16 protein-coding genes and 1 pseudogene are annotated in these 22912 nt (G+C 53.6%); all 17 read left to right on the top strand.

Going from position 1 to position 22912, the window contains the following annotated elements:
- Positions 1 to 18 precede the first annotated feature (18 nt).
- The 17 genes and pseudogenes from V4U88_RS08385 (at position 19) to V4U88_RS08310 (ending at position 22824) form a co-directional block, all read left to right on the top strand.
- A complete protein-coding gene (locus tag V4U88_RS08385; RefSeq protein WP_334072822.1) occupies positions 19 to 1806 on the top strand; it encodes a sensor histidine kinase in 1788 nt (595 codons plus the stop codon).
- A complete protein-coding gene (locus V4U88_RS26970; protein WP_416367193.1) occupies positions 1781 to 2542 on the top strand; it encodes a response regulator in 762 nt (253 codons plus the stop codon). Before V4U88_RS08385 ends, V4U88_RS26970 begins: the two co-directional genes overlap by 26 nt.
- Positions 2539 to 3018, top strand: coding sequence for a helix-turn-helix transcriptional regulator (locus V4U88_RS26965; protein WP_416367192.1), 480 nt, complete (start codon positions 2539 to 2541; stop codon positions 3016 to 3018). The genes V4U88_RS26970 and V4U88_RS26965 overlap by 4 nt, the downstream gene beginning before the upstream one ends.
- Before the next feature lie 137 nt (positions 3019 to 3155).
- Positions 3156 to 4439 carry an ABC transporter substrate-binding protein gene (locus V4U88_RS08375; RefSeq protein WP_334072821.1) on the top strand — a complete coding sequence of 428 codons (1284 nt, stop codon included), beginning with the start codon at positions 3156 to 3158 and terminating at the stop codon, positions 4437 to 4439.
- A 48-nt stretch (positions 4440 to 4487) separates the two neighbouring features.
- Entirely contained in the window at positions 4488 to 5390 is a 903-nt protein-coding gene (locus V4U88_RS08370; protein WP_334072820.1) for a carbohydrate ABC transporter permease, read from the top strand.
- 2 nt (positions 5391 to 5392) lie between these two features.
- Positions 5393 to 6235 (top strand): carbohydrate ABC transporter permease, encoded by an 843-nt coding sequence (locus V4U88_RS08365; RefSeq protein ID WP_334072819.1) that lies wholly within the window; start codon positions 5393 to 5395, stop codon positions 6233 to 6235.
- Between the two features lie 30 nt (positions 6236 to 6265).
- Positions 6266 to 6865: pseudogene (locus V4U88_RS08360) on the top strand (rhamnogalacturonan acetylesterase); the annotation flags it as partial.
- A 42-nt stretch (positions 6866 to 6907) separates the two neighbouring features.
- Positions 6908 to 7942, top strand: coding sequence for a glycoside hydrolase family 88/105 protein (locus tag V4U88_RS08355; protein ID WP_334072817.1), 1035 nt, complete (start codon positions 6908 to 6910; stop codon positions 7940 to 7942).
- A complete protein-coding gene (locus V4U88_RS08350) occupies positions 7935 to 8321 on the top strand; it encodes a sensory rhodopsin transducer (protein WP_334072816.1) in 387 nt (128 codons plus the stop codon). The genes V4U88_RS08355 and V4U88_RS08350 overlap by 8 nt, the downstream gene beginning before the upstream one ends.
- Positions 8322 to 8761: 440 nt before the next feature.
- On the top strand, positions 8762 to 10681 hold the full coding sequence (locus V4U88_RS08345; RefSeq protein WP_334072815.1) for a cache domain-containing sensor histidine kinase: 1920 nt from the start codon (positions 8762 to 8764) through the stop codon (positions 10679 to 10681).
- A complete protein-coding gene (locus V4U88_RS08340) occupies positions 10678 to 12216 on the top strand; it encodes a response regulator transcription factor (RefSeq protein WP_334072814.1) in 1539 nt (512 codons plus the stop codon). The genes V4U88_RS08345 and V4U88_RS08340 overlap by 4 nt, the downstream gene beginning before the upstream one ends.
- Before the next feature lie 161 nt (positions 12217 to 12377).
- Positions 12378 to 13307, top strand: a complete 930-nt coding sequence (locus tag V4U88_RS08335; RefSeq protein ID WP_334072813.1) for an ABC transporter permease — start codon at positions 12378 to 12380, stop codon at positions 13305 to 13307.
- A gap of 20 nt (positions 13308 to 13327) precedes the next feature.
- Positions 13328 to 14281 carry a carbohydrate ABC transporter permease gene (locus tag V4U88_RS08330; protein WP_334072812.1) on the top strand — a complete coding sequence of 318 codons (954 nt, stop codon included), beginning with the start codon at positions 13328 to 13330 and terminating at the stop codon, positions 14279 to 14281.
- Between the two features lie 55 nt (positions 14282 to 14336).
- Positions 14337 to 15857, top strand: coding sequence for an ABC transporter substrate-binding protein (locus tag V4U88_RS08325; RefSeq protein WP_334072811.1), 1521 nt, complete (start codon positions 14337 to 14339; stop codon positions 15855 to 15857).
- Positions 15858 to 15888: 31 nt separating this feature from the next.
- Positions 15889 to 18633, top strand: coding sequence for an endo-beta-N-acetylglucosaminidase (locus tag V4U88_RS08320; protein WP_334072810.1), 2745 nt, complete (start codon positions 15889 to 15891; stop codon positions 18631 to 18633).
- A gap of 150 nt (positions 18634 to 18783) precedes the next feature.
- Positions 18784 to 20730: a BglG family transcription antiterminator gene (locus V4U88_RS08315; RefSeq protein WP_334072809.1), complete on the top strand. Its 1947-nt coding sequence runs from the start codon at positions 18784 to 18786 to the stop codon at positions 20728 to 20730.
- 123 nt (positions 20731 to 20853) lie between these two features.
- Complete coding sequence (locus V4U88_RS08310) at positions 20854 to 22824, top strand: PTS fructose transporter subunit IIABC (protein WP_334072808.1); 1971 nt, start codon at positions 20854 to 20856, stop codon at positions 22822 to 22824.
- Positions 22825 to 22912 lie beyond the last annotated feature (88 nt).

The following is a 22912-nucleotide window of genomic DNA, read 5'->3' as shown; positions in this document are numbered from 1 at the left end:
GTCAAAGGAGCAATTGGGATGATCAATATTAAAAGCGCTTTCACTCGTTTGCCGATTCATCGCAAAATGATATTTCTTATTTCGATTTTAATGCTGTTTTGTTTTGGCTTCTACATATCCGTCCTTCAATACGTATTCAAGATTTACGACAAACAAATCTACGAGAAATCCTCCCAGGTTTTGAATCTGTCCTCGGTGGGGATCGAGAATCAACTGCGCGAGATGGCGAATCTGTCGTTTAAAGTCATGTCCGACGAGCAGCTGCAGAGTTATTTGCTGGAGCTCGAGAAAGCCGGCACGGTATATGCCAAAACGGCGCTGCGCAAAAAGATCACAAACCGCCTTGTCGCTTACGCGGGGTCGGAGAAATACGTCTATTCCATGCTGCTTATCGATAATGAAAATACGGTCATGGCCGCGGGCAACCGGGAAGGACTCCCGGTCTCCATGCTTCCTGAACTGGTATCGCTCGGACAGAGGAACGACGGTTCCAATTCCTGGTACACCGGGGGAGACCGCCAGGCCCGGCTGCTGTCGGTCCGGCAAATCCGGTCGTTTACGGAAGGCGCCTTCACGCTGGAGAAGCTAGGCACGCTGGTGATCCGAATCCGGGTCGACCGGATTGTGCAGGATCAGATGCAGGAGCCGGGGGAAGGTTCCCGGCTGGTCATCAGCGACGGCGCGGAGGTGCTCTATCCGTCGGACCCTCCCGTGGAGCAACGGGAAATCATGTCCGAAATGAAGCGGACGGAACCGTACGGGATCGCGCATTTTGAGCAGGGACGTTACTTTGTGGCGCGGGCTTTTTCCACGTATACGAATTGGGTGTATTTTTACATGACGCCCTACGACGAAATGTTCAAGCAGACCCAGTGGGTGAAGCGGCTGGTGATGGTTATTTTCGTGCTGATTTTGTTGACGGCCCTGATGGTCGGCGCCCGATTTGCCCGCAGCATCACCAGTCCGATCGCTCAATTGATCAAGAAGATGCGCAAGATTGAAAAAGGGGATCTGGACAACCTTGAGGAGGCGGCCTTTGGAACCCTCCCGGTCTCCCTTCAGGACGAAGTCGGCCAGCTATACCGCACCTTTACGATGATGATTCAGCGGATCCGCGAGCTGATCTTCGAGAATTACGCCAAGCAGCTGGTCATCCGTGAGACGGAGCTTAAGGCGCTGCAGGCCCAGATTAATCCGCACTTTTTGTACAATACCCTTGAATCGATTAACTGGCTGGCCAAAATGCAGAAGCAGCGTCAAATCTCCGAAATGGTGGAAGCCTTGGGTTTCCTGTTGAGGCATTCCTCCAATATGTCCGAGAAATGGATCACGCTGGAGCAAGAGCTGGAAATTGTACGCAATTATGTGACCATTCAGCGTTTTCGCTATGAGTATAGGCTGGATTTCGGCATGGAGGTCGCCCCCGGTTCCACCTGTGTCCTCATCCCTAAGCTTATATTGCAGCCGCTCGTGGAGAATTCGATTCATTACGGATTGGAGCCCCGGGTGGAGCCCTGCAGGATTCGGATTCGGGTAACGACCGAAGGTAAGCGGGTCATTTTAGAGGTGATGGACAACGGACCGGGCATGACCGCCGAATTTATGGAGCAATTGCGTGTCGGAAACGTCCAAACTCGGGGACAGGGAATCGGCTTGACCAACATTCGGGAACGCCTCAAGCTGGCCTACGGCAAAGAAGGGGCGTTTAGCATCGAAAGCCGCTCTGGAGAGGGGACGACCGTGAAGATCAGCATACCTTGGATCGAGGAGAGAGATACCGATGTACAAAGTCATGTTGGTGGATGATGAGCGCGTCATTTTGGAGGGCATGTCCCAGGTGGTGGACTGGGGAGCCGTCGGCGCCGAACTGGTGGATACGGCCAAAAACGGTCTGGAGGCTTTGGACAAAATGAGCGCTTCACGGCCGGATGTCGTGATCACGGACATTTCCATGCCGGGTCTGGACGGGCTTGGCCTGATCGAGCAGGCCTCGGCCGCTTATCCGCAGACGCGGTTTATCATGCTGTCCGGCTACAAGGAGTTTGATTACGCCCGCCGGGCGATGCGGTATGGGGTCAAGCATTATTTACTCAAGCCCTGCAACGAGCAGCAGATTCAGAGCGCCTTGTCGGAGCTGCTTCAGGAACGGCGGCGAATGGAGCGGCAGGAGCAGGCGGCGGGAGTGATCAAGCAGCGTCTGCAGCGCGTCCTTCCCCATGTGAAAGAGCAGTTTTTGCTCGAGTTCATCACCAACCAGACGTACGGTCCCTTGGAGGTCAAGTATTATCAGGAACTGTTCAATCTCGAGCTGGAGGATCATCCGATCCGGCTGCTGCTCTTGCGGATTGCCGGCGGTTACGACTACAATCATTTGTTCGCTCTTAAAAATATCGCCGGCGATCTGCTGCAAAGCGCACTGCTGAGCACGACGCTGGAGGGAAAATTGCTGTTGCTGCTGGCCGACCACAGCGGCCTGGACCGGCTGAAGACGGAGATCGAGCTTACGAGAACTACGTTCTCGCAGCTCTATAGCTGGAGGTGACGGCGGTTTTAAGCGAGGCGGACCGCATCGTCCACTCCCGGATGCTGTATAAACAGGCGCTGCTGTGTCTGGACCGTTATTACGGACTCGGCGGGGGGCGACTGATCATGCAGGAAGACACCGTGTTGAGCCGTCATACTTCAGTGGTGGAGAAAATGATCGACATTGTGGCCCGCCACTACCGGGAGGCGGATCTCACCCTGAACGGAGTAGCCCATCAAATGCTTTACATGAACCCGGATTACCTCGGAAAGATGTTCAAAAAAGGGACGGGCGAGACCTTCTCCAACTACTTGAACCGCTACCGGATCGAACGGGCCTGCGAGCAAATCCGCAGAGACGGGGATGTCAAGGTGTTCGAGCTGGCCGAAAAGTACGGGTTTGATGGAAATGCCCAGTATTTTAGCCAGGTTTTTAAAAAATGGACCGGCATGACCCCGACCGAATACCGAAAAGGCGGAATGGAGGAGAGGTAAGCGACACCTCTGTTTTTTGAACGATCAAGCCGGTTTTTTGTATTCAACCGGACGCGTACTTTTGCGAAAATGACGGTATCACCAAATTGGAAGCGCTGTCAAAAAACGCGAAAATCGACGTGAAAGGAAGAGATGGCATGAGGAAGAAAGGAAGTTGGATTGTATTGGCTCTTTTGTTGGCGGTGACCACAGCCTGCAGCTCGGGCGGCGGAAAGGGCGCCACGTCCGCCAATGGTCAGACCACCCTGCGGATCGCCTGGTGGGGTTCGGACGCGCGGCATGAATATACGCAGAAGGTCATCGATCTTTACAATGAGAAGAACCCGAATGTCAAAGTGGATGTCGAGTATGCTTCGTTCGATGATTACTGGAAAAAGTTGGCTCCTCAAGCGGCGGCCAACCAACTGCCCGATATCGTTCAGATGGATATTTCCTATATTAGCCAGTACGCGAAAAACGGCCAGTTGGAGGATCTGGCTCCTTATGTCGGCAAGCAGATCAACCTCGGCGATGTCAGCGAGAACGTGATCAGCACGGGATTGGTGAACGGCAAACAGTACGGCATTCCTTCCGGAGTGAATGTGCTCGGTTTTCATTATGACCCGGCTATCCTGAAAAAGGCGGGAATCGACGCGCTGCCGGAAAATATGAGCTGGGACACCTATGAAGAGACCGCGCTTAAGGCGGCCGCGAACAAGATCTATTTTGACGGCGGGGTGGCCCCCGATATCTTTTTCCATTATTATCTCCGTACCAAGGGACAATCCCTGTATAACGCCGAGGGAACGGCTCTAGGGTATGAGGACGACGCCTTGTTTGTGGATTTCTTCGGGCGCATGGCCCGTCTGATCGAAAAGGGGGCCGTTCCGTCTCCGGATCTGACCAACCAGACCAAAGGCATTATTGAAGAGTCGGACCTGGTCAAAGGCAAAGGAATCGGGATCTGGCAGTGGTCCAATCAATTCGTCGCCCTGCAGCAGGTCGCGAACCGTCCGCTTGAAATCGCGCCGATGCCGGGACCGGATATGGAGAAAGGGCTGTACATGCAGCCAAGTATGTACTGGGCGTTGACCTCCAACTCCAAGCAAAAGGAAGAGGCGGCCAAGTTTATCGATTTTTGGGTGAATGACGTGGAAGCCAACAAGCTGATTAAAGGAGAACGCGGGGTGCCGATCTCCGGCAAAATCAAGGAGGCCATCGCATCGGAACTAAGCGAACCGACCCGCCAGGTCTTCGACTTCGTAGCGGCCATGGAACCTAAGGCTTCGCCGATGAGTCCGCCGCCGCCGGTCGGTTCCCCCGAGGTGATCGCTTCCCTGACGGATATCGTGGAGGAGCTGAACTTCGGAAAGATCACGGTGGAGCAGGCGGCCAAGACATTCCGCGACAGCGCGAACGCCATCCTGGCCAAAAACAAATAGCGCAGCGGCTCCCGGAAACGGGAGCCCTCCGCAGGGGAGGGATTCGACTTGAGGCGGTATTCTTCTTTGCGAAGCGATCTGACGGGATATGCTTTTATCAGTCCGTTTATCATCGGCTTCATTGCGTTCACGCTCATTCCGATGTTCGTTTCGCTGTATATGTCATTTACCAGCTATAACTTGTTTACCGCGCCGGAATGGATCGGCCTGGAGAATTTCAAGCAGATGTTTTTGGGCGACCCGAAGTACTGGAATTCGGTCCGCGTCACGCTGCTGTATGTTTTTGTCGGTGTCCCGCTAAGGCTGGTATTTGCCTTGTTCGTCGCCATGATTTTGAATACGGGCTCCAGAATGGTGGGCACGTACCGAACGCTCTATTATCTGCCGTCCATCATCGGAGGAAGCGTCGCCGTGTCCATCATGTGGCGGAACATTTTCAGCAATGAAGGAGTCATTAACAGCGCCTTGACGGTCATCGGCATCGGTCCGGTCAGTTGGTTCGGAGACCCCGGCGCGGCCCTGGTTATGCTGATTTCCTTGTCGGTGTGGCAGTTCGGCTCGTCCATGTTGATTTTTTTGGCGGGGCTGAAAAATATCTCTCCCGAGATGTACGAGGCGGCCAGCGTCGACGGCGCGAACCCGGTACGCAAGTTTTTCCGCATTACACTGCCGCTCCTGAGCCCGATTATATTGTTCAATCTGATCATGCAGACGATCAGCGCCTTTATGACGTTCGTCCCGGCCTATATCATTTCCAAAGGGGAAGGCGGGCCGATGGACGGAACGATGCTGTATTCGCTTTATTTGTTCCGGCAGGCCTTTATGTTCAACAATATGGGCTACGCGTCTGCCATGGCTTGGGTGATGCTGTTGATCGTCAGTTTGTTGACGGCGGTTTTGTTCCTGACGTCCCGGTTCTGGGTGTTCTATGAAAATGAGGGAGGGAAGTGACGATGCGTACCTGGAAAAACATCAAATGGCCGGTATACCACGTGTTCGTTGCGGCCCTCGCTTTTCTGATGCTGTATCCCGTGCTCTGGATGTTGTTCAGTTCCTTCAAGGAAAGCCGGACCATCTTCGTCACGTCCGGCCGGTTGATTCCGGATAGCTGGATCTGGAGCAACTATGCCACAGGCTGGGCGGGAACGGCGGGATACCCGTTTTGGCATTACATTGGCAACTCTCTGGTCATTGTGGTCATCTCCACAATCGGGGCGGTCCTCTCTTCCTCGCTGATCGCCTTCGGCTTCGGCAGGTTGAAATTCCGGGGGCGCGGCCTCTGGTTTGCTCTCATGATGATGACCCTGATGCTGCCGCATGATGTCGTACTGGTGCCGCAATATATCATTTTCACCAAGCTGGGCTGGCTGAATACGATTTTACCGATCGTGGTCCCTACCTTTTTCGGCATGCCGTTCTTCATATTTCTGATGGTGCAGTTTATCCGGACGATTCCCAAGGAACTGGACGAAGCGGCCACGATCGACGGGTGCGGGAAGTTCAGATTGTATCTGCAAATCATAATGCCGCTCATTAAATCATCTTTGGCGACCGCCGCCATTTTCTCGTTCTACTGGCGCTGGGAGGATTTGCTCGGCCCGGTCTTGTACCTAAACTCGCCGGAGAAATATACCGTTTCGATGGCTCTAAAAATGTTCCTCGACAGCGAGTCCGCCTCTAACTGGGGCGCGATGTTCGCCATGTCCATCGTGAGCCTGGTTCCGGTCGTGACGGTATTCTTCATCTTCCAAAAGCAAATTGTCCAAGGGATGAGCACCAGCGGTCTGAAGGGATAAACCCGGGAGTTCCCGCGTTTATATTATAGGGGGCGAATGCTTCCGGCCTTTTTTAAGCATGACGTGGCCGTCGACAACCATGCCCGCTCGGGCCAAAGTTCATTGAGTTTTGTGAAGGAGGGGCTTCTGGATCTCATCATGGAACGGATCAAGCCCGGAGATTTCCTGTTTGTCCAATTCGGGCACAACGATGAGAAACCGGACGCGTCCCGCCGCACGGAGCCGTTTGGCACCTTTCAGGACCAGCTTAACATGTATTTGAAGGCCGCCCGGAGCAAACAGGCGACTCCCGTGCTGATCACCCCCGTCCACCGGCGGTACTTTCAGGAAGACGGTACGCTGCAGGATACGCACGGGGACTACATCACGGCGATCCGCGAACTGGCCGCCCAGGAGGCGGTTCCTTTGATCGATCTCGCCGAGCGCAGCCGCCGCCTGTTCGAGGAAGCCGGAGTTGAAGGCAGCAAGGATGACTTCATGTGGGTGCTTCCCGGGGAGTTTATGAACTTTCCGGCCGGCGTGGAGGATAACACACACTTTCAGGAGCGGGGTGCCCGGCGCCTGGCCGTGCAGGTAGCGGAAGCCATCCGTGAGCTGCGCCTGCAGCCGCTGCATATGTTTTTGCGGTAATTCGGGATATGCAATCTTGTACTTAGGGAAGGAGAAGATGGAATGCCTGCACTTCAATTTGACGAAGAAGAAATCAAGCAGATCATCGACCGCGTCGTAGACCGTACCTTTCGGATGGACTTCAGCTGGGATTGGCCGGGGGGCGTCGCTTTTTACGGGGTTTGCGAAGCTTATGACGCTACGGGGAACAAAGCCTACCTGGATCGGCTCAAGGCCTGGGTGGACGAAAACATCGAGGACGGGTTGCCGAAGCTGTCGGTGAACGGCGTGTCCATCGGGCATTGCTTGCTGACGCTGCACGAGGCTACCGGGGAAGAGAAGTACATGGATATCGCCAAAGAGATGGCCGAATTTCTGACGCATCAAGCGGAGCGGTTTGCCGAGGGGGTTTTTCAGCATACCGTGAATTCGCTGCATGATGTTTTTCCGCAGCAGGCCTGGGTGGATACGATGTTTATGGCCGGGTACTTTCTGTTGCGAATCGGTAAACGTCTCGGCAATAAGGAGTATTTCGAGGACGGATTAAACCAGTATCACGGGCATGAGAAATACCTGCAAGATCCCGATACCAATCTGTACTATCACGGGTGGGATCATGTGAATCAGAACTGGATGTCCGGCATGTATTGGGCCAGGGGAAATTCCTGGGCCGCGCTGACGATGTCCAAGGCGCTGCAATTGATCGAGGTCCAGCATCCGTCCTATATGATCATCGACGGCTCCCTGCGAGACCAATTAAGTGCGCTGGTCCGGCTGCAGTCGCCGGAAGGTCTCTGGTACACCATCGTCAATGACGAGGAATCCTACCTGGAAACCTCCGGCTCCGCCGGAATTGCGACCGCTTTGCTGATGCAGGGACGTTTGTACAACAAGTACGCCCAAAAGGCGATCGACGGCATCCTTGCCCGGATCAAGCCGGACGGCACGGTGACCGGCGTGTCCGCAGGCACCGCGGTCATGCATGATGCGGAAGGGTACCGAAACGTGCCTTGCAAACGTATTCAGGGATGGGGGCAAGGGCTGGCGCTGGCTTTTCTGGCCCAATTGCTGCGAACAAAGGAGAATCCGTATGGATAAAGGATACAGGGCAAGTGGCCACACGTACTGGGTGATCCCAGACGGGTACATCCCCCCGGACAGCAGCGGGAGCCTGGAAAGCCATGAAAGCGTATGCGTGCTGAATACGGGGGCGGAGGAGGCCGTGCTTCAAGTGACGGTATACTTCGAGGACCGCGAACCGCTCGAAAGGATCGAATGTGTAGTCCCGGGCCGGCGCACCAAGCATATCCGCACCGCCTCCCTTCAAGCCGGGGAGGAACGCATTCCGGCCGGGGTGCCGTATGCGATGACCTTCACCAGCAATGTTCCGGTGATCGTGCAGTACAGCCGGCTCGATACGACGCAGCCCGAGCTGGCCTTGATGAGCGTAATGGCGTATCCGGTTGCAGAAGGATAAGGCGAGGGACGTTGCCGCCGCAATAGAGAGCCGCTGAGGGGAGAGCACCTCAGCGGCTTTTCCATGGCTCGCTCAGTAACAGGAAAATCTCCCGATATTTTTCCGCTTTTGCCCTTTGGATCCGAAATAGAGGGAAAAGCTCCATCTATTTCTCGGCACAACCGGTGATATCTGCATTTTCGGGCGAATTAGCGGGAGTTTTTCCAGGTAATTGTCTATGCAGCCGCATGTGCGTACGATTACCGGGAAGAATTCCCGTTAATCGGGTCGACCCCTGGCAAATTCCATGTCATGGGACCGAAATAGCCCCTACGATTTCCGTTAGAGTTTGAATCCCCTCTTTTTGATGCAAATAGCGGCTATTAGGTCCGAGTAAACGGCGTTTCAGGCGAGGGACGACCGCCTACCGCCAGTCTGATCCGGAGCGGTGCAAAAATGGATTGCGCCCCAAGAAAGGCAGTGATACACTGGTACGCGTATCCAAATTGTCAGGACAGGACGTGTCCCGCCAGATGAATGCCATTCTCCGTTTCTATCGGAATCATTTAAAGCGCAAAATGTTTAACCGGATCATTTTGCTGTATTCCGCCATCATCGTGATACTGTTTCTGATTGCGGCCGTTATGGTTTACCAGTACCAGGTGCAGCGCGTCATTCGGGAGGAAACAGAAGCGAATTTGAAAACCGCGCATATGTTGAGCATCTATTTGAACCGCCAGTATGAGAACATCCAAAACATGGTGGAACACATATACGGGGATGCCGCACTAAGCGATGATCTGGTTTATTTTTTGAATAACCGATACGAAGCCTATTTAAGTCACAGGCTGAACCTGTTCAGCAGGCCGGGGGAGCCGCGGACGTCTTCGTTTGCGAGCTTGTTGAAATCCTATCTGGAACAGAACCCCGAGGCTAAGGGGGCGACGGTGTTCAGTTATTCCGAGAACTTCTATATGCAAATACGGGAGGAGAATCAGCAGCTCCAATATGAAAACGGTTCCAAAACGGACTGGGAGGCCTGGTACGCACGCCGCCGGAGTTTTTCGTGGGATACGTTTCAAGCTTATGGCGCTTTTCCGGGGCAACCTGGCGAGAACTATCCACGAAGCTATTCCTACACACGCGAGCTTCAGGACCCATGGACCTTGAAAAAGGTAGGGATGCTGATGATCGATTTCGACACCGAAGCTTTGACGAGCTGGCTTAACAGCCGGGCAACGGATGGACGCGGTCGGTTTTTGGTCATCACGGGGGAGGGGATCGTCATTTATGATTCGCAGGCCACAGGAGGGTACTTCGGCCGAAAATACCCGCACTTGTCCAGGCTGGATCCTACAGCGAAATGGGTGGAGCTGGATGAGAAATCCAGAGTGAATGTGCTAAGTGCCGGGAATGCGGCTTTGTCCGTGGTCGGCGTTGTCTCCGAGTCCGTGATTCAGGGAAACCTCAAGAAATTAAGGAACGCCCTGACGGTTGCGGCCCTGTTGTTTATGACGGTCGGATTTTCGGTCACGTTTACGATGATGAGACGGTACTCCAAAAAGGTGGGGCGTATTATCCGATCCATGAGCCGGATCGGGGAGGGAGATCTGTCCACCCGAATCCATATGCCCGGCGAGGATGAATTGCAGCAAATTTCCGTAAGAGTGAACGACATGTGTGAGCGGCTGGAGAGTTACATCGACAAAGTGTACAGTTCCGAAATCAGGCAAAAGCATGCCGAGTTGGTAGCCCTGCAATCCCAAATCAATCCGCACTTTTTGTACAACACCTTGGAATCTATCAGGATGAAGGCATATACCCAGGGAGCCGGGGAGGTGGGGAGGATGATTTACAGTCTATCCGTCATGTTCAAAAGTATGGTTAAAAAAGATACGGTCGTATCGCTGGAGGAAGAGATCGAGTTGTGTTCCTTGTATCTGGATCTCCTGCGGATCAGGTATGAGGGGCGCCTGAAGGTAAACATCGCCGCGGAACCGGATATTGCCGACTGCCGAATGATGAAATTGCTCGTTCAGCCGTTGATCGAGAACTATATCGTCCACGGGTTCCGATCGCTCGACGATGACAATGAGATTTCGATTGATGCCGGAGAGGACGGGGGCCGAATCGTCATTACCGTGCGGGATAACGGCAAGGGAATCGCGGAGGAGCGGCTCGCCGGAATTCATCAAAGCCTGTCTTCATCACCCTCCTCGCGGCTCGCTGGGGGGGCCGGGTCCATCGGACTGGTGAACGTGCATGAGCGAATCCGGATGAATTACGGGGAAGAGTACGGTCTTACGCTCCATAGCAAGGAAGGGCAGGGGACCTTGGTGCGGATGGAACTGCCGATGATCAGAGAGGGAGTTGTGCGATGAAAAAAGCGCTGTTTGTCGACGATGAGCCATTGATCGCGCAAGGGCTGAGTTCGATTCTGGACTGGCGGCAATACGGGATCGAGATCGCCGGAAGCGCCAATGATGGAGTGAGCGCCCTTGAGCTAATCCGAAAACAACCGGTCGATTTGCTGGTAACGGACATTATGATGCCCCGGATGAACGGATTGGAGTTAATCCGGGAGGTCAAGGAGTCGGGAGCTCATACCAAGTTTATTGTATTGAGCGGGTATGAGGAATTCGAGTACGTCAAGGCCGGCATTCGGCTAGGCATTGAAAATTATATTTTAAAACCGATTAATCTCGACGAGTTCGAAGGTACGATCCGGCAAATCCGAACGGAATGGGACATGGACGATCAGCGCAGAACCCGGTTTCATACAGACTGGGAGGTTTTGCGAAGCCATGTTTTTCAGCGCTGGGTTGCGGGAGAGATCGGGAGCCGGGAATTTAAACAGCGGGCGGAACTGTTGGGCCTGTCTTTGGAAAGTACGGGGTTTACCCTGTACGCGGTAAGCCCCCTTTCTGCCGATGATCCGGACTTTTACACATATAGTAACCATCTCGGCTCCGGACGGATGCTGGAGAGTGCGCAATCCGGAGAAACCGTCTGTTTTATGGACGCTGACGGGGATCTGATTCTCATTGAGGTCTCCCGGGAGCCGGCTTTGGGAGGCATCGTGCCGGGCGGGCTGCGGGAAGCGGCCGAACAAGAGGACTCGCCGGGTAAGCCGCGATTCTGGATCGCTAAAGCCAAGACCGTTAGCGATTATAAAAGCGTGCCCGCCGCCTATGAACAAGCCAAGTCGGTTTTTCGTCATTATTTGCTGCCGGGCGGTGAACCGGGCTGTATCACCGAGGCCGGCAACCTATCGGGGGAAACGGAACCGGTCGGAAGAGTATGGGATCCGGGCGCTTACCTCCAGCTGTTGGCGGAAGGATGGACAGAGCGGGTGCGGCAATTTATCGAGGAGGCATTTCCCGCAGCGGGCGGCGGAGAGCCTGTCTTCAGGAAACACTGCATCAATACAGCGATTCAGCTTATGATAGCCGCTAAGGAAAGGGAGGGGAATCCCGATTACAGCGAGATCTTTTCCCCGCTGGGACGGATTCGCACTTTGCCGGGACTGATTCGGCATGTGAAGGAGGTCGTGAAGCAAACGCTCGGGAAGCAGGAGGACAGGCGCAGCCGCTACACTCCGCACGTGGCTTTTCTGGTGGAGCAGGTGCAGCGGCGTTACGCCGAGGAACTGTCTTTAAAAACGCTAAGCCAAAAAGCCGGACTGCATCCGTATTATTTGGGGCAGCTCTTTCAGCAGGAGGTCGGGACCCGCTTTCCGGATTACGTCAACACCTACCGGATCGAGGTAGCGGCCCGGCTTCTGGTGCATACAGAGCAAAAAACCTCGGACATCGCACGAGCGGTCGGCTATCCGGACACCTCTTATTTCTATCGCCAGTTTAAAAAATATACGGGGGTATCCCCGACGGAACTCCGACAAATGTACAATAAATAAATTCCCGATCGTGATTTTCGCAGCGGGCGCAGCTTACCAAGCTGGCCCGCTTTTTTTGATCCTTTAATTTCTCCATAGAAATTTAAGGTTTTTCAACTTGTTAATGATAGCGCTTACTTGCGACAATGGAGGTAGTTCGGACGGCGAAGGAGGAAGAGAACGTGTCGGCATTTTGGAAGAAAGTCGTCAGAAATCGGACGCTGCTGTTATTGGTTTTCCCGGGAACCTTGTGGTTCCTCATTTTTGCTTACTTGCCGATGTTCGGGTCGGTCCTGGCCTTTAAGGATTTCCGGATCAGCAGGGACGGTTTCTTTGCCAGCGTGTTCCACAGCGAATGGGTCGGGTTCAAAAATTTCGAGTATTTGTTTACGACCAGCGATGCCTATGTCATCACCAGAAATACCATTCTGTACAATGTGGCCTTTATTTTTCTCGGGCTTGTCATCTCGGTCGGTTTCGCCATCCTGTTGAGCGAACTGCTGAACAAGCGGCTCGCGAAAATATATCAAACCGGGATGTTCCTCCCGCATTTCCTGTCCTGGGTCATTATCAGCTACTTTGCTTTCACATTCCTGAGCGTGGACAAGGGAACTTTGAATCAGCTTCTCGTTCATTTCGGCGGGGAACGGGTCAGCTGGTACGCGGAGCCCCGGTTCTGGCCCTTTATTCTTGTGTTTGTTGGCATCTGGAAAGGAGTGGGCTATAACAGCGTGATCTATCTTGCCGCCATTACGGGAATCGACAAGTCCTATTATGAAGCGGCTGTCATCGACGGGGCGACCAAATGGAAGCAGATCCGCTACATTACGGTACCCTTGCTTAAGCCGCTTATGATCATTTTGACGATTTTGGCGATCGGCGGAATTTTCCGCTCCGACTTCGGATTGTTTTATCAACTGCCGAAAGACGCGGGGGCTTTGTATCCGGTGACCAATGTCATCGATACGTTCGTTTATCGCAGTCTGATTAATATGGGGGATATCGGGATGAGTACCGCCGCTGGTCTATACCAATCCCTGGTGGGTCTTATTCTGATCCTAACCGCCAATGCCATCGTCCGAAAGATTGAAAAAGAGCATGCCATTTTTTAAATCGCGGGAGGATGATCCTCATGACCACACTACCATCGATGCGAAGTGAAAACCCGCAGGGTACCCGAGCACGTCGGGATCGGGACTATAACGCCATTTCTCCTTTTTGGAATGGAGTGTTTAACGCGGTGATCGGACTTTTTTCCTTCTCCTGCGTCTTTCCGTTTCTGTTCGTGATCCTTATCTCGCTGACCGATGAACAGACGTTGGCGTTGGAAGGATTCAGTCTCTGGCCGAGCAAATTCAGTACGGAGGCCTACCGTTACATTTTTCAAAGCGGAAATGAACTTTTGGCTTCGTTCGGCGTCACTCTGCTGGTTACGGTCGTCGGTACGCTGCTAAGCCTCGCACTCGTAACGACTTACGCCTACGCCGTTTCCAGACGCAGCTTTGAATTTCGGGGAATATTCAGTTTTTTGGCGTTTTTTACGATGCTGTTTTCGGGCGGGATGGTGCCCGGCTATATTGTCATGACCCAGTATCTGCATCTGCAAAATACGATCGGGGCGCTGATCCTGCCGCTTTCGCTGAGCGCCTTTTCGATCATTGTGATGCGCACGTTCTTTCAGACGACGGTTCCCGAAGAGATCATCGAGTCCGCAAAAATGGACGGAGCCGGGGAACTGCGTACATTTGCGGGCATAGTGCTTCCCGTATCGCTGCCGGGCATCGCCACGATCGGATTATTCAGCTCGCTCGGCTACTGGAATGACTGGTTTAATGCCCTGCTTTACTACAACAAACCGGAGTTAACTCCGCCGCTGCAATACATGCTGATGCAGATTGAGAAGAACATGGACTTTTTAACGAAAAATGCTCAAAACTTGGGTGGCTTTGATGCGGCTGCCGGCCTTCCGACCGAAACGGTTCGAATGGCTATGGTGGTGCTGGCTACTCTTCCGATCGTGCTGGCATATCCGTTTTTCCAGCGGTATTTCGTGCAAGGTCTGACCGTAGGGTCAGTGAAAGGATAATGGTTTAGGTGCGGTACCCATGATGACAATCAAATGATGTGGAGGGGGAAAAAGAATGAAGCGCAGAAAGTCGATGTTGTTATCTTTGTTAACATTGATGTTCCTAGCGTCCGTTGTCCTGACGGGGTGTGGCGGCGGGAAGGAGAGCCGCGGCGGTCCGGCCAAAGAACAGGAAGCCGTTCAGAGCGACGGGACCGTGGATGTCTCCAAACTGGATCCGGTAACCTTGAAGCTGTATTTGATCGGTCCCACGCAGAAAGATCTGCCCAAAGTGCAGGAGGAAATCAATAAATACCTCACCGAAAAGATCAATGCCAAGGTGGAAATCACCATGATCGATTGGGGCGACTATAGTCAGCGCATGCAGGTTATTACCAGCTCAGGCGAGGATTACGATATCGCGTTTACTTCATCGTGGGCTTTCGATTATTTGCCGAATGCGGCCAAAGGGGCATTTATGCCGCTCAATGATCTGCTGGATCAATATGGGCAAGGAATCAAAGAGGTATTGGACCCGCGTTTTCTGGAAGGCACGAAAGTAAAGGGAGTCAATTATGGGGTTCCCGCCAATAAGGAATTGGCCCAACAATTCGTCTGGCGGTTCAACAAGAAGTACTTGGATAAATACCATCTCGATATCTCCGGTGTTACGACACTGGAGGACCTGGAGCCGCTGCTCCAAACGATCAAAGACAACGAACCCGCGGACATTACGCCGCTGGCGGTACCCAAAACGTTTAAGCCCTACCTGCCGTTTGACTTTATTTTGGGCGACGAAGTACCGGTAGGGATGTATATCGATACGAAGGATCATAAGTATGTTAATATCCTGGAATCACCGGAATTAAAGGCGGCCCTGAAGACGATGCGGAAGTATTATCGGGCCGGCTATGTCCGGGAAGATATCGCCACGCTGGAGGGCATCGATAACATGAAGACCGGCAAATGGCTGGTCGACCGGGAAATTACACAGCCGTATGCCGAGCTCGGATGGTCAAGAAGCGCCGGATACGACATTGTTACGAGGCCGATGCACCAGCCGATTATCTACACCAGTTCCGCCGCAGGCTCCATGCATGCCATCTCGTCTTACTCAAAAAATCCCGAACGGGCGATGATGTTTCTGAACTTGCTGAATACCGACGCTTATTTGCGCAATCTGATTCAATACGGCATAGAAGGCGTGCACTACAAAAAGCAAGATGCCCCCTATATCGAAGACCTTCCGGCCATGCACGAAAATTATGCCATGCCGGGTTTTGCGCTCGGGAATATGTTTCTGACCTACCTGCATGAAGGCGAACCGAAGGATAAATGGGATGCGTTCGAGGAGTTCAATAGCTCCGCCATCGTGGCGCCTACGTTTGGTTTTAATTTTGATACGGCTCCGGTGAAGACGGAGGTGGCCGCGGTCACCAATGTGGCTAAAGAATTTATTCCTGCCCTGTATACCGGTTCGGTGGACCCGGACGAATATCTGCCCAAAGCGCTGCAGAAATTCAAAGACGCGGGAATCGACAAGGTCATCGCGGAGGCGCAAAAGCAATTTGATGCCTGGAAAGCCGAGCAAAAATAAACTTTTAACGCGAAAAGGGAGGCCAGGATGAATGAGAAAGCGAAGAGCAGGTTGGGCAAAAAAGGCCGGCATCACGCTGCTGGCGGTAGCGATTCTTGGAGTTCCGACACCCGCGCAGGCGGCGCAGCCCCACTCGTCCTACTGGTATCCGGACACGCTGCTGGAATGGTCGCCGGCCGCGGATCCGGACGCGGCATTCAACCGGGGGACAGTGAAACTGCAAAATGGCCGTTTTATCGGGGAACGCGTCAATCCCCATGCCAGACCCGAGGCAAAAGTCATCGCTCTTTCCTCCATGTACCCGAGCACGAGCGGAGCTCCGTCACAGGGTTCGGACCAGTTTCATACCTATACCTTCGGTTTTTGGCAGTACATCGACAAGCTTGTCATGTGGGGCGGCTCGGCCGGAGAAGGACTGATTGTCCCGCCCAGTGCGGATGTGATCGATGCCGCTCACAAAAATGGGGTTCCCGTTTACGGCACCGTGTTCTTACCGCAGACCGAGCATGGTGGGAAGATCGAATGGATGCGCGATCTTCTGCGTCAGCGGGAAGACGGTACATTCCCGGTGGCGGATAAGCTGATTGAGGTCGCCCGTTATTATGGTTTCGACGGTTGGTTTATCAATCAGGAGACACAGGGAGGCACGCCGGAGGACGCCCGGAACATGCAGTCGTTTCTCACCTATTTGCAACGGATCAAGGATCCGGGGATGGAAATCATTTGGTACGATTCGATGATTGACGAAGGTCGGATTGGGTGGCAGGGAGCTCTGACGGGGAAGAATGAAATGTTCTTCCAAGACGGGAAGAACAGGGTCTCTGATGCGATGTTCCTGGATTTCCGGTGGCAGCGCCAGAACCATGCTTCCGGGAATCATGGAGAGCGGAGCGCTTACCAGAGCTCTCCGGCCAAAGCGGCTGAGCTCGGACGCAGCCCTTATGATCTTTACGCAGGTATCGATGTTGAGGCGAGAGGCTATGAAGGCACTTACAATTGGCCGGTCCTGTTTCCGGACGGGGCGAAGGCTGTGACATCCCTTGGCATTTACCGCCCGGATTGGGCGTTTAATGGAGCCGGCGATCATGAACAATATCTTGAACGGGAGGAACGGTTCTGGGTGGGGATGGATAACACTCCGGCCGCATCCGCCGGTAAGCCGGCGGGTGCGGCATGGGACGGAATCGCTCACTTTATCGTCGATAAGAGTGTCATTGCCGGTCCCGAGTTCATCACCCATTTTAATACGGGGAATGGGCACAGGTTTGCGGTGAACGGCAAACCCGTCAGAGAACAAGATTGGAGCAACCGCAGCCTTCAGGACATTTTGCCTACATGGCGCTGGATTACGGAGTCCATAGGCTCCGGGAAGACGCTCCAACCTTCCTTCGATTTCTCGACATCTTTCTATGGAGGAAGCTCGTTGAAGGTGGCGGGAACCTTGGAGCAGGACACCGCGACTCATGTGAAGCTGTACAAGACCGCAATTCCGCTAGAAGCAGCCACGGAGTTGTCGGTGATCTATCAAGCGGACGGGAACGCGGGACGGATTGAAATTGGAGCCGCCTTTTCGGACCAACCCGATAAAGTGATCTTCTTTCAACCGACCCGGCTGACGGCGGTAAGTGAAGACGGCACCTGGAAAAAGGGAACCGTCCGGCTCAAGAAGTACAAGGGGCGAACGATCAGCAGCCTGTCGCTTAAGTTTTCGGCCGATACCACGATTGCGGAGTACCGGGTGAATATCGGCCAGTTGGCCGTGACACGGAAACAGGAGCCTGGGAAGCCGCTCCGGCCGGTTCACGGATTGAAGGTCACGGACAACGATTTCCGGGACGGCATCTACGGGGACACGCGGCTGGCGTGGGAAGCTCCCAAACAGGAAGAGGCGGTGCTGCACTATGAAATTTATCGCGTTCGTCCGGATGGGCGCCGGGAATTGATGGGGGTAACGGGGAACACGGTTTATTATGTACCGGAAATGAAGCGGCTGGAAAAAGAAAGCGAGACGAAGCTTGAGGTGATTCCGGTAAACCGGCGATATGAGCGGGGCAAATCCGCCTTCGTCAACTTTGCGTGGCCGAGTTATCCGAAACCGGTCGCGGCCTTTGAGGCGGACCATACCTTGATTGCACCAGGCGGGCGGGTCCGGTTTACCGACCGGTCCTCCGAAGTCACGGAAAGCTGGGCATGGAGCTTTCCCGGCGGCGAGCCGTCCTCCAGCACCGACCGAAACCCGCAGGTCACCTATTCGCAGGAAGGCACGTATGAGGTGATTCTGCGGGCGGCAAATGAAGTCGGGGAGGATGTGGCCAAACGGCAGTACATTACCGTGACGCGGGAAGCCGCCGGCGGCGTTACCGATCTGGCACGAGGAAAGGAGGCTACCGCTTCCAGTTATGTTAACGAGAAAGAAGCGCCCCCGTTTGCCCTGGATGGAGACGACAAAACGAAATGGTGTGCGGTGGGCGAGCCCCCGCATACGCTGACCGTTGATTTTGGGGCAGCCCGGAAGGTGAGTCAGTTCATCGTGAAGCACGCCGAGGCGGGGGGCGAACCCGCGGCTTTCAATACCCGTTCGTTCCGTATCCGGCTCAGCCTGGACGGAACGAACTGGACCGATGCCGTCGAGGTCGCCGATAACAAGTCCGGCGTAAGCAAGCATGCGATCACGCTGACGGAAGCCCGCTATGCCCGCCTGATCGTGGAAAAACCGACTCAAGGCGGCGACACCGCCGCGCGAATCTATGGGTTTGAAGTGATGGGTTTGGAGTGAAACTTGAACGGGCCGCTGTAGGAAGTCTACAGCGGCCCGTTCAGTCTGTCTCACTACGGGGATTGACTTCTCGGCAAGTGTGCTATAATAAGAGCGATTTTTCATTGACATCCTTAAGAAGATATGAAATGAAGGTGCTGATGCTTAGCTATGAATAACCGTCAAAAAGAGATTCTCCGCATGTTGCTCTCCGAACCCCGTACCTCCTTCGTAGTACGGGACATTGCCGTACGGTTAAATTGTTCGGAGAAGACGATCCGCAACGATTTCGATGAAATCGAGCGGGATTTATCCGAGGTCTCCCATGCCAGAATCATCCGGAAACCCGGGATCGGGGTGGTCTTGGAGGCGGAGGAGCAGGAAAGGGCGAAAATCGCAGATTATTTCCTTTGGTCGGCCCGGGGTAAGGAATACCCGGAGGACAAAAACCGGACGGCCGCTATCGCTTATCGGCTTTTGATGGAGACGAAGCCGGTGACTCTGCAGGAGCTTGCTGACGCACACTTTGTTAACAAATCGGTCATCAAGAAAGAATTGGACAGCCTGGGCCCCTGGCTGGAACAGTATTGCCTTGCCGCCGTTTCCAAGCAAAAGGTAGGGGTTACGCTCGAAGGGAAGGAAAGGGACAGACGTGCCGCACTGTCCAGGCTATCCCAGTTGACAACCGGCACGGGCCATTCTTTTATCAAAGAACAATTCTCCGCCCATGAGGTTGAGCTCGTTGCCGGGGCGCTCAAGGAGCTGGAACAAGACGCTCAACTGTCTTTTACGGATGAGGCGTTCGATAATTTGCTGGTTCATACTCTGCTGATGATTCGGCGAACCAAGCTGAAGCAGCCGATCAATTTTTCCGATCAAGAGAAGAGGTTTGCCCAAGGCAAAAAAGAGTTCAGCAGAATGGAGGAATTCACCGGGAAACTGGAGCGCAGGTTCGCCGTTCGCTTCAATGAAGACGAAGTCGCTTATTTGACGGCGCATATGATGGGCGCCAAAATCCGGTCCCAGGCCCGTATCGACGCTGTGGATCCCGGGGAGGATTCGGCCCGGGACAGAACTCAGGCAAGAGAGTTTGCGGAGAGATTAATCAGAAAAGTATCCGCTTTAACTTTGATCGAATTTGCCGGTGATGCCGACTTGGCGGAAGGTCTGAGCATTCATTTGTATTCCACAATCAACCGGCTGGTTTACGGGCTTACCGTTTCCAACCCGATGGTTCACGATATCAAGAAAATGTACCCTTACATGTTCGATATGGTGATTTACGCGGCAAAAGAAATCGGCGGAGGCTACCCATTCATACTTCCCGAGGAAGAAGCGGCGTATCTGACGCTCCATTTCCAGGCGGCGGCCGAACGTATAAACAAGCCGGTAAATCGGGTAAAACAAGTGATAACCGTTTGCCATATGGGCGTAGGGATGTCACAAATTTTGCGGAGCAAACTGGAACGCAAGTTTCCCGAATTGCTCGTATTGGATTCGGTCCGCAAAGCCGATTTGCCGCAGTATTTGCCCCGCCACCGGGTTGATTTTATCGTCTCTACAACGCCCTTGGAAAATACAAGCGTGCCTTACATCCAAGTGTCCCCCCTGCTGGAAGCGGGCGAGGTGAAGAAAATCGCTAATTTTATCGGAGCGTTGGAGGAATCCGCGGTTCCGACAAACTCATCGGGCTCCATATTGCAAATGTATACCTCTCCGTCGTTGATCTTCCCGCATGTACAGGTGGACCACCGATACGAGTTGATCGAAATGTTGGCGAACGAGCTATATTCCCAGGGATTTGTCGAGCAGGACTATGCCCATCAGGCGCTGCTAAGGGAAAGACTTTCGTCCACGTCCATCGGCGGAGGCATCGCGATTCCTCATGGGGACCCGAAATTGATCAGAGAGTCGCGGATCGCGGTCGCTACTTTAAAGGAGCCGTTGGATTGGAAGGAAGAGAAAGTGTCCGTTGTGTTCATGCTCGCGCTTGGGCCAGGGGATCAGGAACATTTAAAGAAATTGTTTCAGCGCTTATCCTTGCTCAGCGAACAGCCCTCAACGATCGAGCGGTTGGTACAGGCCGCCACCCCCGAAGAATTGATACGTTCTCTTTGAACATCCGGCAAAAAAAACGTTTTTTTCCGGAGCTGCGGTAATAATAAAAGATTTTCAGCTGATTTTTCTGCGGTATTATAACATTGCAAGCGGTTACTATTATGTGAATAAGGGGATAGAGATATGAAACTGTTGTCCATTACCTCATGTCCGAATGGGATTGCCCACACGTATATGGCGGCGGAAAATTTGCAAAAAGCCGCAGATAAATTAGGCGTAAGCATGAAGGTCGAAACGCAAGGTTCGATCGGGGTGGAAAATCAATTTACCGCAGAAGAAATCCGCGAGGCGGACGCTATCATTATCGCCGCGGATAAATCGGTCGACAAAAGCCGGTTTGTCGGAAAAAAACTGCTGGTCACCGGCGTGCAGGAGGGGATTCGCAACCCGGAAGCGCTCATTCAAAAAGTGATGAACGGCGAGGTGCCGGTGTATCGCGGTCAAGGAGACGGGGAGAAAGGAAGTGCCCCGCAGGCCGCCGCGAAACAGCAGAATACATTCTACCGGCATTTGATGAGCGGCGTGTCCTACATGATTCCGTTCATCGTGGTCGGAGGGCTGCTGATCGCGATCGCGCTCTCGATCGGCGGCGTACCTACGCCGGGCGGGTTGCAAATTCCGGAAGATTCCTTCTGGAAAACGATTGAAAAGCTGGGCGCTGCGTCTTTCGCGTTCATGGTTCCTATGCTGGCCGGATTCATCGCCTTTAGTATCGCGGACAGACCCGGGCTGGCGCCGGGGATTATCGGCGGTTACATCGCCGCGAACGGCAGTTTCTACGGCAGTGAAGCCGGAGCCGGTTTTCTCGGCGGGATTGTCGCCGGGTTTCTCGCGGGCTATGTAGCTTTGTGGATCAAGAAATGGAAAGTTCCAAAGGCGATTACCCCGATTATGCCGATCATCATTATTCCGGTTCTGTCTTCGTTAATCGTCGGGTTGGCTTTCATTTACCTGCTGGGCGGTTCGATTGCGCAAGTATTCGAAATGTTAACCAACTGGCTGGCCGGTATGCAGGGAACGAGTTCCATTCTGCTGGCCTTGATTTTGGGAGCGATGATTTCGTTCGACATGGGCGGACCGGTCAACAAGGTGGCGTTTATGTTCGGCTCCGCCATGATTGCGGAAGGCAACTATGAGATCATGGGTCCGATCGCCGTGGCGATCTGTATCCCGCCGATCGGTCTGGGTCTGGCTACGTTTCTGTTCAAACGTAAGTTCCATAATGCGGAAAGAGAGTCCGGCAAGGCGGCGTTTACGATGGGCCTGTTCGGGATTACCGAGGGAGCGATTCCGTTTGCGACGCAAGATCCTTTGCGCGTTATCCCGAGTATCATGATCGGGTCCATGACAGGCTCCGTGATTGCCATGTTCGGCAATGTCGGAGACCGGGTGGCGCATGGCGGACCGATCGTTGCCGTCCTGGGCGCGGTGGATAATATCATCATGTTCTTTGTGGCGGTAATTGTCGGTTCGATTGTGACGGCCTTGATGATTAAGTTGCTGAAAAAAGACCAAGTGGAACTTCAACCGGCCGGGATTGAAGAGGCCGTGGTTGAACCTGCCAAGTTTGAACCTGCAGTAGAGGTGAAAACAGAACGCACGAGCACTGTTATATCCGATGAGCCGCATCAGCCGGTTAAAAAGCTGACGGATATCATCAACCTGGATCTGATTGAAACATCCCTCGCGGCGGAAACCCGCGACGGAGTGATCGATGAAATGATTGCGAAATTGGATGCTCAGGGAGTGCTCACATCGCCTGCCGAGTTCAAGACCGCCATTTTGAACCGTGAGGCGGAAAGCTCTACGGGCATCGGAATGAGCGTAGCTGTCCCTCACGGGAAATCGGCCGCGGTACTGAAGCCGAGTGTGGTATTCGGGCTGAAGCCGGAGGGCGTGGATTGGAGCAGTGCGGACGGCGAGCCCGCCAAGCTGGTCTTTATGATCGCCGTTCCTGCCGAGAACAAAGGCAATGAGCATTTGAAAATTTTGCAGATGCTGTCCCGTAAGCTGATGGATGATGATTTTAGAGAACAGCTCATAAAAGTGAAGTCAAAACAGGAAGCTTTCAGCTTGTTGGATCAGATTCATTAAAAAGAGGGACCGTGCCAAGCCGTAAAAGCGGCTGGGCGCGGTCCTTTTCTTTGATCGTTGAGCTAATGCACCTTCAAAAAAACTGATA

The sequence above is a fragment of the Paenibacillus sp. A14 genome (genome assembly GCF_036864815.1).
GTDB classification, from domain to species: Bacteria; Bacillota; Bacilli; order Paenibacillales; family Paenibacillaceae; genus Fontibacillus; species Fontibacillus sanfengchensis.
Note: the sequence above shows the minus strand (reverse complement) of the source record. Positions and strands in the feature narration are given on the sequence as shown.

What these genes read in the sequence shown, in the direction of transcription:
- V4U88_RS08385 (WP_334072822.1), top strand. Translation starts at nt 19, where the DNA reads ATGATCAATATTAAAAGCGCTTTCACTCGTTTGCCGATTCATCGCAAA.
- V4U88_RS26970 (WP_416367193.1), top strand. Translation starts at nt 1,781, where the DNA reads ATGTACAAAGTCATGTTGGTGGATGATGAGCGCGTCATTTTGGAGGGC.
- V4U88_RS08375 (WP_334072821.1), top strand. Translation starts at nt 3,156, where the DNA reads ATGAGGAAGAAAGGAAGTTGGATTGTATTGGCTCTTTTGTTGGCGGTG.
- V4U88_RS08365 (WP_334072819.1), top strand. Translation starts at nt 5,393, where the DNA reads ATGCGTACCTGGAAAAACATCAAATGGCCGGTATACCACGTGTTCGTT.
- V4U88_RS08355 (WP_334072817.1), top strand. Translation starts at nt 6,908, where the DNA reads ATGCCTGCACTTCAATTTGACGAAGAAGAAATCAAGCAGATCATCGAC.
- V4U88_RS08350 (WP_334072816.1), top strand. Translation starts at nt 7,935, where the DNA reads ATGGATAAAGGATACAGGGCAAGTGGCCACACGTACTGGGTGATCCCA.
- V4U88_RS08340 (WP_334072814.1), top strand. Translation starts at nt 10,678, where the DNA reads ATGAAAAAAGCGCTGTTTGTCGACGATGAGCCATTGATCGCGCAAGGG.
- V4U88_RS08330 (WP_334072812.1), top strand. Translation starts at nt 13,328, where the DNA reads ATGACCACACTACCATCGATGCGAAGTGAAAACCCGCAGGGTACCCGA.
- V4U88_RS08325 (WP_334072811.1), top strand. Translation starts at nt 14,337, where the DNA reads ATGAAGCGCAGAAAGTCGATGTTGTTATCTTTGTTAACATTGATGTTC.
- V4U88_RS08320 (WP_334072810.1), top strand. Translation starts at nt 15,889, where the DNA reads ATGAGAAAGCGAAGAGCAGGTTGGGCAAAAAAGGCCGGCATCACGCTG.
- V4U88_RS08315 (WP_334072809.1), top strand. Translation starts at nt 18,784, where the DNA reads ATGAATAACCGTCAAAAAGAGATTCTCCGCATGTTGCTCTCCGAACCC.
- V4U88_RS08310 (WP_334072808.1), top strand. Translation starts at nt 20,854, where the DNA reads ATGAAACTGTTGTCCATTACCTCATGTCCGAATGGGATTGCCCACACG.